Source organism: Vibrio sp. F13, assembly GCF_020806305.2.
Lineage (GTDB): Bacteria > Pseudomonadota > Gammaproteobacteria > Enterobacterales > Vibrionaceae > Vibrio > Vibrio crassostreae_C.
Genome location: NZ_CP170175.1, coordinates 2,750,586 through 2,763,661, shown reverse-complemented (window position 1 = coordinate 2,763,661; position 13,076 = coordinate 2,750,586). Strand labels below are relative to the sequence as shown.

Here is a 13,076-nt window from a genome sequence, read left to right as displayed (position 1 = left end):
CAAAATAACTCTTGTTGAGTATATAGCGAGAAGCATTTAACCTAAATTATAGTTGGTAATAACCTAACAAGAACAATAAATGAATATTTACTCTTCAAAGAAAGTCGTAGCAATCGGCGGTGGCCATGGCTTAGGTCGCATGTTAGCTGCATTAAAAGACTTTGGTAACAACGCAACTGGCATTGTTGCAACGACAGATAACGGCGGTTCCACCGGACGTATTAGAGATTGCCAAGGTGGCATCGCATGGGGAGATACACGCAACTGTATCAACCAATTAATCACAGAGCCTTCAATCAGTTCGATGATGTTCGAATACCGCTTTCGTGGTCAAGGTGAGCTAGACGGTCATAACTTGGGTAACCTAATGCTGACGGCGTTAGACAACCTTTCCGTTCGCCCATTGGAAGCAATTAACCTGATTCGAAATATGCTCAAGGTCGATGTCAATATCGTGCCGATGACTGAGCATCCTTCAGACCTCACGGCTCTATCAATGGACGGCCGCTGGGTTACCGGCGAAACCAACGTTGATGACATGACGGAAAAGCTGCGCATGATGGACTTGTCTCCAGAAGTGCCAGCAACCAAAGAAGCCGTTGCTGCCGTTGAGCAAGCAGACTGCATTGTCCTTGGCCCTGGAAGCTTTTTAACCAGTGTAATGCCCCCTCTTCTCCTTCCAGAGATTGGCAAAGCAATCTCTGAGAACACCAAGGCAAAAGTTATCTTCGTTGAAAACCTTTCACCAGAGCACGGTCCCGCAGGGAAAATGACGCTTCAAGAGCAATTGGAGTGGTGTGAACGTACCTGTAAGGCAAGGAAAATAGACATCGTGTTAGGCAATGAACCTCACCCGGAACTAGAAGTACAATGGAATTGTGTGACCACAGATCTTGCATCGGCAAACCGAGATTGGCGACACGACCGCGTGAAGCTTCAACAAGCCATTGAAGCCCAGTTGGCGTAGCCATAGGTTCAAGCGACAAACAACAAAAAAGGAGCATGCTGCTCCTTTTTTAATCTCAGTAATAACTCGCTGTTTTAAAGGTCCGTCATCAACTGCTGATATTCAGTGTACGTCGATAACAGGAGGTCTTGCATATCTTGAAAATCAATCTCGGTTACAGGCAACGCTTGCTTCACTTTTGCGTCTAAGCTAATCGCAAAACTACACAAAGAATCCGCACCAAAGCTTGCTGCGCTGCTCTTAAGCGCATGACTGATATCAGCCAAGTACTTAGAGGTATCCGACTCTTTATTTATCTCTAGGTGTTCGTAGTAGCCTTTCAACTCACCTAAAAAGATTTCCAGTAAAACCGGGACATTCTCTTGGCCTATTTCGCCGGCAAGCTCATCAACTTTTTGCTGATTTAATACTTTCGTCATTATTATTTTCTTATTGTTTGTTGATTACTGCTTCGCATTCCACGTTTGCAACTTACGGTATATCGTCGATGGACTGACATCTAAGAAACCTGCCGCACGAGGGATGTTGCCATCACACGCTTTAATGGCCTGCTCGATAGCCGTTTTCTCAGTGATCCACAATGGGAAAATATCTTTTACCGTGATGTCTTCATTCTGCTTCTCTTTCAATCGCAGACTGTTTTCAATCGGTTGGTTCAACGGTGGTGGAAGCATGTTGAGAGTAATCTCTTTGCCGTTATTCAAAACCACCACGTTCCGCAACACGTTTTGTAGCTGACGAACGTTACCCGGCCACTCATATTGATTAAAGCGATCAAGTACTTCCTGAGCAAAACGTACAAACGCCTTCCCCTCCTCGACCGACATATAGCCTAGCAGAGAATACGCGATCTCGATGACATCTTCACCACGCTCACGCAATGGCGGCAAGTGCAATGGAATCACGTATAAACGATAGTATAAATCTTCTCTAAAGCGACCTTCTTGTACTTCTTTCCAAGGGTCACGGTTGGTCGCACACACAAAACGAACGTCGACACTCTTCATCTTCGAAGAGCCGACTTTTTGGAAAGTACCGGTTTGGATAAAGCGCAGCAGCTTAGTTTGTAGCTCTAAGTCCATTTCGCACAATTCATCAAGGAATAGTGTACCGCCATCAGCGAGTTCAGCGGCACCTTGGCGATCGGTTGCAGCACCGGTAAAGGCGCCTTTAACGTGGCCAAATAGCTCACTTTCAATCAGATCTTTAGGGATAGCCGCACAGTTAATCGCGATGAAAGGCTTGTCACCACGCTTACTCGCCGCATGAATAGCTTCTGCACACACCTCTTTACCGGTACCACTTTCACCTGTAATGAAAATACTGGCCTTACTCGATGCTGCAGAGTCGATAGTTCGGTAAACCTGCTGCATGGTTTGGCTGCTACCAATAAAACCTTGGTAATTTTGGTTTCCCGGGTGTTCCGAGCTGTTTTTAAGTTTGGTGGCTTTGCGGATCGCGTTGTTCACCGTAATACGGAGTCGGTCGGCTTCACACGGCTTGATAAGGAAATCTTGAGAACCATGACGCATGGCTTCTACGGCGGTATCGATAGAACCGTGAGCCGTCATGAAGATAACCGGAACTTCAGGGTATTTTTGTTTTACAGCAAATAGCACGTCCATACCCGTCATGTCAGGCAGACGTAGATCTAATAAAATAAGGTCTGGGATTCGATGATTCAAACTCTCGATTGCATCGCGGCCAGTGCCGACAATGTTGATATCAATTTCGAGCGGTGTAAGATACGAGCGATATAAAGCTGCTACCGAAGCGGTATCCTCGACCATCAACAAATACTTCGATTTATTATCTAGCGTTTTTGATTGCATATCCTAGCCATTTATAATTTGCATTTCTTATTATAGTCGCATTCCGCTTTGCATTATGCAAATTAGCCACAATATTTGTAGTGCGTTTTTTTACTTACTTCAAACAATCAATGTTTTATCTATCTGGCACGAACGATGCAAAGGTATAAATGACCTTCGGGTCACCTAGCCAACTGACGTTGTTAGTGGACCGAGTGTTCACAAACGTAAGCCAGTAGAACATTTACTACTGGCTGTTTTTTTGTCTGAAACACTCTCAATTCTTGTATTGAGGGGAACAATTCTTCGAATGAAAAGTGAGATTAGCTGTTGGTAATAAACTGCTTTCTTAGCTGCTCAATTTCATCACGCTTCTGTGCTGCCAATTCAAATTCTAGGTTCTGAGCATGCTGATACATCGCAGCTTCTAGCTTGCTGATCTCTTTATCAAGCTGCTGTGGTGTAAGCACTGCATAACTTTCAGAAGGTTCAGCAACCTTAGATAACGGAACTTGTTTAGACTGTCGCTGTTGTTTGGATTTAGTCAGGTCACCCAGCTCCATAATGTCTTTGATATTACGTTTCAACGCTTGCGGCGTGATGCCTTGCTCTTCATTGTAGGCTTGCTGCTTCTCACGACGACGATCGGTTTCATCAATCGCTTTTCTCATTGATTTGGTAATCGAGTCACCATACAAGATAGCTCGACCTTCCAAGTTACGAGCTGCACGACCAATGGTTTGAATCAGAGAACGCTCAGAACGTAAGAAACCCTCTTTATCAGCATCAAGAATTGCCACCAGCGATACTTCCGGCATATCCAAACCTTCACGAAGTAAGTTAATACCCACTAACACGTCGAACTCGCCCAAACGTAGGTCTCGAATGATCTCTACACGCTCAACGGTATCGATATCTGAGTGCAAGTAACGAACCTTAACACCATGCTCACTAAGGTATTCGGTTAAGTCTTCTGCCATTCGTTTAGTCAACGTAGTGACCAATACGCGCTCTTCTTTCACTGAACGGATTCTGATTTCAGACAGCAAGTCATCCACCTGAGTCGCGACAGGTCTTACTTCGATGATTGGGTCTAACAGACCAGTAGGACGCACCACTTGATCAGCAATCTCACCATCTGATTTCTCAATCTCATAATTACCCGGCGTGGCCGACACAAAAATGGTTTGTGGCGCGATCGATTCGAACTCTTCAAATTTCATCGGACGGTTATCCAATGCAGAAGGCAGTCTAAAACCAAACTCGACCAAGGTTTCTTTACGAGAACGGTCACCTTTATACATCGCACCAATTTGCGGCACAGTCACGTGTGACTCATCGATGATCAGCAAACCATCATCAGGCAGGTAGTCAAATAACGTTGGCGGCGCTTCCCCTTCCGCACGGCCGCTCAAGTATCGTGAATAGTTTTCGATACCGGAACAGAAGCCAAGCTCAGTCATCATCTCAATATCAAACTGAGTTCTTTGAGAGATACGCTGCTCTTCCAAAAGCTTATTGTTGTCTTTTAAGTATTGAGCACGATCGCGCAGTTCGTCCTTGATGTTCTCAATCGCCTCAAGGATTTTTTCTCTTGGCGTTACATAGTGAGTTTTTGGATAAACCGTAAAGCGCGGCAAGTCTCTTTGTTTCACCGCACCAGTCAGAGGATCAAAAATACTAATGCAGTCCACTTCGTCATCGAACATCTCAATTCGAACCGCATCTTGGTCAGATTCAGCCGGAAAGATATCAATCACCTCACCACGAACACGGAACTGACCACGTTCAAAGGCGACATCGTTTCTTGAATATTGCAGCTCAGCCAATCGACGCAGGATGTCTCGCTGATCCATCACCTCGCCACGACTCAAATGAAGCATCATCTTCAAATAAGACTTAGGATCACCCAGACCGTAGATAGCCGACACAGAAGCCACAATGATGGCGTCTTTTCGTTCTAATAAGGCTTTGGTTGCCGAAAGCCTCATTTGTTCGATATGAGCGTTCACAGACGCATCTTTCTCGATGAACGTGTCCGTGGTTGGAACGTAGGCTTCAGGTTGGTAGTAATCGTAGTAAGAAACGAAATACTCAACGGCATTGTTTGGAAAGAAAGATTTCATCTCACCGTAAAGTTGAGCCGCCAATGTCTTGTTAGGCGCTAACAGAATCGCAGGTCTTTGAGATTGGGAAATGACGTTGGCAAGGGTAAAGGTTTTACCTGAGCCCGTTACCCCTAGTAGAGTTTGATGTGCCAAACCAGAATCTAATCCGTCTAGTAATTTGGTTATCGCTGTCGGCTGATCACCGGACGGGCTGTAGTCCGATACCAAGTCAAAGAGTTTACTCATAGGTCGCCATTTCCATACTGTTTTTTTAATCAGGTCATTGTCACTCTAGGAGGAGTGTCGTTGCAACAATTATCTAGAGAAATGCATCTTAAGATTAGATATCAGTGATAGCTTTTACTTTTAGAACTTGGTATTATCCGTGCCCTTGCAAGATCTCTTCAGCTAAATCACTCAATTTTTCATCCACTACTTTTCCCCAAAAAATCTAAAAATAGCACTTGTTTTACTGTATGTTTTATAATCGCCAAAAGTTATACAATAGTGATATTTTGATACAAATCTTTTAAATACATTACCTTACCTTAGATTTTTATATTCTCAGATTTATCCCAATTATTGTTGTTAAAGTTTCACACACACACTTATCCACAATTTTGGTGGATAACTAAAGAAAGGCTAAATCCGGTAAGGCGTCCAAGAAAGTAAAGTTTTTTATATTATTTTTTTCTGCTATTTTTTGTTGACAGAAATTCGGACTATTATTAGAATTCGCGTCGCTAACAAGCAATTCCCCTTTAGTTCAGTTGGTAGAACGGCGGACTGTTAATCCGTATGTCGCAAGTTCAAGTCTTGCAAGGGGAGCCAAATTCAGAAAAAAGCTCAATCGAAAGATTGGGCTTTTTTCGTATATAACTGCGACTAACTTGTTCCAAGTTAATGTCACAAACCTAGCCGCCCGCGTTCAAGTCTCGACAAGGGGGCCAAATTTAAAGAAGCCGCATCACTCGATGCGGCTTTTTGCGTTTTAGTGCTTTGGGCTCGTATTTTACTCGCCTCTTTCACTCCTCTTTTTGATAGTTCTGAGCACAAAAAGCCACAAATATGACCCTATTCGTAGGAAGCAAATCGAGTTCAATTCAAGAATGATCTTATGAAAGATCCAATTCAACTACTCCTACAAACTTGTCTCACGAAGTAAAAATTGGCCGTCTATACTTACGGTAACTTTAATAATCAATCGATTACCTGATGTTTTTTTCACCAAGTGTCTAAATCCCTAGTGATCCTTGGTTGTTATTAGGTGAGCAAAGCAGGATAATATCGGGATCGGAATCTCAAGAATTAATCCATTATGACCGAATACCTTTTGTTGTTGGTTGGCACAGTGCTGGTCAATAACTTTGTGCTAGTGAAGTTTTTAGGACTATGTCCATTTATGGGAGTCTCCAAGAAACTGGAGACTGCGATTGGCATGGGCCTCGCGACGACTTTCGTTCTAACGTTAGCGTCGGTCTCTGCATACCTAGTAGAAACCTACATCCTTACCCCTCTGGGTATTGAATACCTGCGTACCATGAGTTTCATCTTGGTTATCGCGGTGGTTGTTCAATTTACGGAAATGGTCGTTCACAAAACCAGCCCGACTCTTTATCGCCTGCTGGGTATCTTTCTGCCTCTTATCACCACCAACTGTGCGGTATTAGGTGTGGCACTTCTGAACATCAATGAAAACCACAACTTCATTCAGTCGATCATCTATGGTTTCGGCGCAGCGGTGGGTTTCTCTCTTGTATTGATCTTATTTGCTGCAATGCGTGAACGTATTGCGGTTGCTGATGTTCCAATGCCATTCAAAGGCGCATCGATTGCGATGATCACAGCAGGCCTAATGTCTCTGGCATTCATGGGCTTTACTGGGTTGGTGAAATAAACATGAGTACCATTTTAATTGCGATCATTGCGCTAGCCGTTTTAGCCGCTGTTTTTGGCGCTATTTTGGGCTTTGCTTCTATCCGTTTTAAAGTTGAAGCTGATCCTATCGTCGATCAAATCGACACCATTTTACCGCAAACTCAATGTGGCCAGTGTGGCTACCCTGGCTGTCGCCCATACGCAGAGGCGATCGCTAACGGAGACAAGATCAACAAATGTCCTCCGGGCGGCCAAGCAACCATTGAGAAGCTAGCAGATTTAATGGGCGTAGAAGTTGAAGACTCCGCTCATGACTTAGATAACAAAGTAAAAACCGTTGCCTTCATTCACGAAGATATGTGTATCGGCTGTACCAAGTGTATTCAAGCCTGCCCTGTTGACGCCATTGTTGGTGGCACCAAGGCACTGCACACAGTAATTAAAGATGAATGTACAGGTTGTGATCTATGTGTCGCACCGTGCCCTACTGACTGTATTGAAATGATTCCAGTGGCAACAACGACTGAAAATTGGAAATGGCAGATGAACATCATCCCTGTTACTGATATCACTAACCAAGCGACTGATGCGACTGCGTCAGAGCCTAAAGCATAGGGTTAGTATGATCTCTTTAATTGAACAAATTCGCACGGGCTCTATTTGGAACTTCCCTGGTGGCGTGCACCCTGCTGAAAACAAGAAACAGTCGAATACTACTGATATCGTCCATGCAAGGCTTCCAGAAGAAATCGTTCTTCCTGTGAAACAGCACATCGGTAAGCCGGGGAACCTATTGGTTGCTGCTGGCGACACTGTGTTAAAAGGTCAGCAACTTACGGCCTTAGACACAGGTTTTACTTTGCCAGTACACGCACCAACATCGGGTGTGATTACCGCTATCGAACCGCGAACTACCGCTCACCCTTCAGGCTTGAGCGAAATATGCGTGGTTATTAAACCTGATGGCCTAGACACTTGGATTGAAAAAAATCCAGTTGAAGATTTTTCGACAAAGACTTCTGACGAACTGCTTGATGTGATTCGCCAAGCTGGTATTTCAGGCATGGGCGGCGCAGGTTTCCCTACGGCTAAGAAGCTTCAATCAGGCTTAGGTCGTACCGACATTTTGATCGTCAACGCTGCGGAATGTGAACCTTACATCACCTCTGATGACAAGTTGCTTCAAGAACATGCCGACGAAGTATTAAAAGGCATCGAAGTGGTTGAACACATTCTTCAACCAAAGCTGACGGTTATCGGCATTGAAGACAACAAACCAGATGCGATAAAAGCACTTGAGATTGCAGCGAAAGACAAAGATATCGTCATTCGCGTTATCCCAACCAAATACCCTTCTGGTGGTGAGAAGCAACTTATCAAGATCCTCACCAACAAAGAGGTTCCAGCTGGCGGCATTCCTGCAGACATTGGTGTTTTGGTTCAGAACGTCGGCTCTCTTTACTCGATTAAGCGAGCGGTAATTGACGGCGAACCTGTGGTTAACCGCGTTGTGACATTAACCGGTAAAACCTTTAAGCAACCTCGTAACGTTTGGGCGCTATTAGGCACACCAGTACATGAGTTACTTGAAGAGTTTGGCTACAAAGCAGATAAAAAACTGCCGCGTTTAATTTTGGGCGGCCCGATGATGGGCTTTACCTTGCCGCATGCCAATGTGCCAATCACCAAAACGTCGAGCTGTATTTTGGCGCCAACGCGTCGTGAGATCTCACCAAGCACTTACGAGATGGAATGTATCCGTTGCAGCGCATGTGCTGAAGCTTGCCCTGCGTCTCTACTTCCTCAACAACTGCAATGGCACGCCAAAGCCAACGAATTGGATAAGTGTGAAGAGCTAAATATTAAAGACTGTATTGAATGTGGTGCATGTGCATTTGTCTGCCCAAGCGAAATCCCTCTTGTTCAGTACTATCGCCAAGCAAAAGCTGAAATCAAAACTCGAAAAGATGAAGCCGCTGCTGCAGAACGCGCCAAGATTCGTTTTGAAGAGAAGAACGCTCGTATGGAGCGTGATAAAGCCGAACGTGAAAACCGCTTTAAAAAAGCCGCAGATAACCGCCGTAAAGATATGAAAACATCCGGCGGTGATGATGCTATTGCTGCTGCGATTGCTCGTGTTAAAGCACAAAAAGCCGCTGCGGATCAGGCTCCGAATGAAGAACCAGCAGTGAAACCTGCGGTTGCTGCCGCTATTGCGAAGGCAAAAGCGAAACAAGCTGCAGCTCAAAAAGCGGAAGGCGCTGAACCAGACAACTCTGAAATGTCTAAACTGCGTGAAGAGCGCAAGCGTCAAGCGAGAGAGCGCAAGGCACAACAAGCAGCAGCCGATACTCCTGCAGAAAGCTCAGGCGATACGAAGAAAGACGCCGTTGCTGCTGCGATTGCTCGCGCTAAAGCGAAGAAAGCACAGCAAGCGGAATCTGCTTCGGATGCTCCTGTTGAAAGCTCTGGCGATGCTAAGAAAGATGCTGTCGCTGCGGCCATTGCTCGTGCTAAAGCCAAGAAAGCTCAACAAGCTGAATCTGCTGCTGAAGCTCCTGCTGAAAAATCCGGCGATGCCAAGAAAGATGCTGTTACTGCCGCTATCGCTCGTGCTAAAGCCAAAAAAGCCCAGCAAGCGAAGCAAGCAGAAACATCTGAACCAGTGGTTGAAGTTGAAACCGAGACTCAATCGGAGCAAGTCGACCCTAAGAAAGCTGCTGTTGCTGCGGCCATCGCTCGCGCTAAGGCTAAGAAAGCACAGCAAGCGACACAAGAAACAACCGAAGCTCCTGAACCTGCAGTTGAAACTGAAGCTGGAAGTTCTGGCGATGCTAAGAAAGACGCCGTTGCTGCCGCTATAGCCCGTGCTAAAGCAAAAAAAGCACAGCAAGCTAAGCAAGCAGAAACATCTGAACCAGTAGTTGAAGTAGAAACTGATACTCAATCTGAACAGGTCGATCCGAAGAAAGCTGCTGTTGCTGCAGCTATCGCTCGTGCTAAAGCGAAAAAAGCCCAGCAAGAGCTAGATAAAAAGAACAATGAGGAGAAAGAGTAGTGGCCTTCTTTATCGCCAGCTCACCGCACGCGCATAGCCGTAGAAGCACCCCAGATCTAATGAAATGGGTGGCTATTTGTGCATTGCCAGGTCTACTAGCTCAAACCTACTTCTTTGGATGGGGTACCCTCATCCAGTTAGTATTTGCTATTGCACTTGCTGTTACCTTTGAAGCAGCCGTCATGCTATTGAGAAAACGCCCGCCAGTAATGGCACTGCGTGATTACAGTGCTGTTGTAACCGCTTGGCTACTGAGTGTCGCGATTCCCCCACACTCTCCGTGGTGGATCCTCGTCATTGGTATGTTCTTCGCTATTATTATCGCGAAACACTTATACGGCGGCCTAGGGCAGAACCCATTTAACCCTGCGATGGTCGCTTACGTTGTTTTGCTGATTTCATTCCCAGTTCAAATGACCAGTTGGAATGCTCCCGCGAGCCTGACAGCAGAAGCAACAAGCTTTATTGACTCATTCTTGATGATCTTTACTGGCTTCAATAACGAAGGTTTGTCTCTGCAACAAGCACGCCTTGGCATTGATGGCACCACAATGGCGACGCCGCTTGATGCATTCAAAACGGCATTAACGGCAGGCAATACTGCCTCAGAAGCACTATCTCAACCTCAATTTAGTTGGTTAGCTGGCGTAGGCTGGGAGTGGGTAAACCTTGCTTACCTAATCGGCGGTTTAGTGCTGATTAAGCAACGTGTTATTCAATGGTATATCCCTGTGGCTTTCATCGGCAGTCTTACTCTGTTTAGCTTAGTGTTCTTAGTGCTCACTCCTGGTGAAACCGCTTCTCCAACCATTCACCTTCTGTCTGGCGCGACTATGCTTGGTGCATTCTTTATTGCAACCGACCCAGTTTCAGCATCCACGACAGTCAAAGGTCGCTTAGTGTTTGGCGCTCTGATCGGCGGTTTAGTCTTTATCATCCGCAGTTGGGGTGGTTTCCCTGATGGCGTGGCGTTTGCTGTATTGTTAGCCAACATGTGTGTTCCACTGATTGACTACTACACCAAACCTCGCACATACGGTCACTAAGGGAGCGGATACCATGCTAAATGCAATTAAGAAAAACGGCCTTGTACTCGCGATTTTTGCGTGTGCTTCGACGGGTTTGGTCGCGGTAACTCACTACCTGACCAAAGATCAGATCAAACAACAAGAACAGGCTCAGTTACTGTCTGTTCTTAACCAAGTGATCCCACACGATCAGCACGACAACGAGCTGTTTTCGTCTTGTACTTTGGTTCAAGCAGAAGAGCTTGGTACTGAGCAAGCGATGCCGGCTTACATTGCTAAGCTTAATGGTGAGCCAAGCGCGATTGCGATCGAAGCGATTGCACCAGACGGCTACAATGGCGCGATTAAAGTCATTGTTGGAATGAAAACTGACGGTACTATTTTAGGTACTCGCGTGCTTTCTCACCAAGAGACTCCGGGCTTGGGTGATAAGATTGATCTGCGTGTGAGTGATTGGATTCTTTCGTTTGCAGGTAAGCAAGTGACGGATTCTAATCTAGACCGTTGGAAGGTTCGTAAAGACGGTGGTGATTTTGACCAGTTTACTGGCGCTACTATCACGCCAAGAGCAGTCGTGAAGTCAGTCAAACAAGCGGTCCAGTACGTTAACCAAAACAACCAAGCATTGCTTGCTCAACCTCTAAATTGTGGTGGTGAATAATGAGTGACCATAAAACATTGATCAAAAATGGCATGTGGGCCAATAACCCTGCCCTAGTGCAACTTCTTGGGTTATGTCCGCTGCTGGCTGTATCGTCAACAGTCACTAACGCACTTGGGCTAGGCATTGCTACCTTGCTTGTACTGGTCGGCTCAAACGTTTCTGTTTCTTTGGTTCGTAATCATGTGCCAAAAGAAGTACGTATCCCAGTATTCGTAATGATCATTGCCTCGCTAGTAACCTGTGTTCAATTGCTGATGAACGCTTACGCCTATGGGCTTTACCTCTCTTTGGGTATCTTCATCCCGCTGATCGTAACCAACTGCATCATCATTGGTCGTGCGGAAGCCTTCGCTTCAAAAAATGAAGTGCTACCAGCGGCTCAAGATGGTTTCTGGATGGGTCTAGGCATGACATCAGTATTGGTCGTGTTAGGTGCGATGCGTGAGATTATTGGTAACGGGACCCTATTTGATGGCGCAGACCTGCTGCTTGGTGACTGGGCTTCGGTGTTACGAATCCAGATATTCCAATTTGATAACAGCTTCTTGTTAGCCCTGCTTCCACCGGGTGCCTTCATTGGTGTTGGTTTCTTAATTGCTTTGAAAAATATCATCGATAACCAAGCAAAATCTAGACAACCAAAACAAGAAAAACCAGTCATTGAACGCGCTCGCGTTACCAATGCCTAATAAGTTAAATTAGCTTAAACCTCGCTGAGTTAGCTCAACCACTCAGCGGGGGAAATCAGATCTAAACAGTACATATAATAATGACGCTCATAAGAGCGCGTAACCGATGATAAAGCAGAAGCAATCCAAGCTTCATGCCCTAACTATTTGAAAGTAATGTCGCTATGAACAATGTAAAACGAGTAGAAATACTTGAGCGTTTAAGAGAAAACAATCCAAAGCCAGAGACTGAGCTTAACTGGAACAGCCCATTCGAGCTGCTGATTGCCGTTCTATTGTCTGCACAAGCAACCGATGTCAGCGTGAACAAGGCGACGGATAAGCTGTACCCTTTAGCCAACACTCCGCAAGCAATTTTCGACCTAGGTGTTGATGGCTTAAAAGAGTATATCAAGACCATCGGCCTATTTAACTCAAAAGCAGAAAACACCATCAAAACGTGTCGTATGCTGCTTGACCTACATAATGGTGAAGTACCGGAAGATCGCGCTGCATTAGAAGCCCTTCCAGGTGTCGGTCGTAAAACAGCAAACGTAGTGTTAAATACCGCATTCGGTTGGCCAACCATTGCCGTTGATACTCACATCTATCGTGTATCAAACCGCACTAAGCTAGCGATGGGTAAAACCGTCGACGATGTCGAAGCAAAACTACTTAAAGTTATCCCAAAAGAATTCAAACTGGATGTCCACCATTGGCTCATTCTTCATGGACGTTACACCTGTGTCGCACGTAAACCACGCTGTGGCAGCTGTATCATTGAAGACCTCTGTGAATTCAAAGAAAAGAGCGAAGATTAGTCTTTCCGTTCACAACGATTAATCAATACGGCAGCGCTTAAAGCGCTGCTTTTTTATTGCCACTCTCTAGAAT

General features: G+C 45.4%; 11 protein-coding genes and 1 tRNA gene. 9 read left to right on the top strand and 3 right to left on the bottom strand.

Translation table 11 applies throughout. From position 1 onward, the window contains the following. Nucleotides 1–79: 79 nt before the first annotated feature. Entirely contained in the window at nucleotides 80–967 is an 888-nt protein-coding gene (locus tag LMH68_RS12830; RefSeq protein ID WP_017062178.1) for a YvcK family protein, read from the top strand. A 74-nt stretch (nucleotides 968–1,041) separates the two neighbouring features. Here LMH68_RS12830 and luxU read toward each other — a convergent pair whose 3' ends face one another. The 3 genes from luxU to uvrB all read right to left on the bottom strand — a co-directional run bounded on the left by luxU (nucleotide 1,042) and on the right by uvrB (nucleotide 5,132). Beyond that, the gene (gene luxU, locus LMH68_RS12825; protein WP_017062179.1) at nucleotides 1,042–1,386 is read right to left on the bottom strand and encodes a quorum-sensing phosphorelay protein LuxU; all 345 of its coding nucleotides are present in this window, start codon (nucleotides 1,384–1,386) and stop codon (nucleotides 1,042–1,044) included. A gap of 24 nt (nucleotides 1,387–1,410) precedes the next feature. Continuing rightward, nucleotides 1,411–2,799: a quorum-sensing sigma-54 dependent transcriptional regulator LuxO gene (gene luxO / locus LMH68_RS12820; RefSeq protein WP_004734031.1), complete on the bottom strand. Its 1,389-nt coding sequence runs from the start codon at nucleotides 2,797–2,799 to the stop codon at nucleotides 1,411–1,413. 302 nt (nucleotides 2,800–3,101) lie between these two features. Beyond that, on the bottom strand, nucleotides 3,102–5,132 hold the full coding sequence (gene uvrB / locus LMH68_RS12815; RefSeq protein WP_017062180.1) for an excinuclease ABC subunit UvrB: 2,031 nt from the start codon (nucleotides 5,130–5,132) through the stop codon (nucleotides 3,102–3,104). A gap of 509 nt (nucleotides 5,133–5,641) precedes the next feature. On the opposite strand from uvrB, the gene LMH68_RS12810 reads away from it, so the two are divergent. The 8 genes from LMH68_RS12810 (at nucleotide 5,642) to nth (ending at nucleotide 13,003) form a co-directional block, all read left to right on the top strand. Beyond that, nucleotides 5,642–5,717: transfer RNA gene (locus LMH68_RS12810), tRNA-Asn, on the top strand. A 487-nt stretch (nucleotides 5,718–6,204) separates the two neighbouring features. Continuing rightward, the gene (gene rsxA / locus LMH68_RS12805; RefSeq protein ID WP_004734039.1) at nucleotides 6,205–6,783 is read left to right on the top strand and encodes an electron transport complex subunit RsxA; all 579 of its coding nucleotides are present in this window, start codon (nucleotides 6,205–6,207) and stop codon (nucleotides 6,781–6,783) included. Nucleotides 6,784–6,785: 2 nt separating this feature from the next. Beyond that, entirely contained in the window at nucleotides 6,786–7,379 is a 594-nt protein-coding gene (rsxB, locus tag LMH68_RS12800; RefSeq protein WP_004734040.1) for an electron transport complex subunit RsxB, read from the top strand. Between the two features lie 7 nt (nucleotides 7,380–7,386). Further along, the gene (gene rsxC, locus LMH68_RS12795; RefSeq protein ID WP_229647110.1) at nucleotides 7,387–9,822 is read left to right on the top strand and encodes an electron transport complex subunit RsxC; all 2,436 of its coding nucleotides are present in this window, start codon (nucleotides 7,387–7,389) and stop codon (nucleotides 9,820–9,822) included. Further along, complete coding sequence (rsxD, locus tag LMH68_RS12790; RefSeq protein WP_017063459.1) at nucleotides 9,822–10,868, top strand: electron transport complex subunit RsxD; 1,047 nt, start codon at nucleotides 9,822–9,824, stop codon at nucleotides 10,866–10,868. The genes rsxC and rsxD overlap by 1 nt, the downstream gene beginning before the upstream one ends. A 13-nt stretch (nucleotides 10,869–10,881) precedes the next feature. Further along, nucleotides 10,882–11,511, top strand: a complete 630-nt coding sequence (gene rsxG, locus LMH68_RS12785) for an electron transport complex subunit RsxG (RefSeq protein ID WP_017061171.1) — start codon at nucleotides 10,882–10,884, stop codon at nucleotides 11,509–11,511. Then, entirely contained in the window at nucleotides 11,511–12,203 is a 693-nt protein-coding gene (locus LMH68_RS12780; RefSeq protein WP_012603531.1) for an electron transport complex subunit E, read from the top strand. Before rsxG ends, LMH68_RS12780 begins: the two co-directional genes overlap by 1 nt. Nucleotides 12,204–12,367: 164 nt before the next feature. Continuing rightward, nucleotides 12,368–13,003: an endonuclease III gene (gene nth / locus LMH68_RS12775; protein WP_017061172.1), complete on the top strand. Its 636-nt coding sequence runs from the start codon at nucleotides 12,368–12,370 to the stop codon at nucleotides 13,001–13,003. The last annotated feature ends 73 nt before the right edge of the window (nucleotides 13,004–13,076 follow it).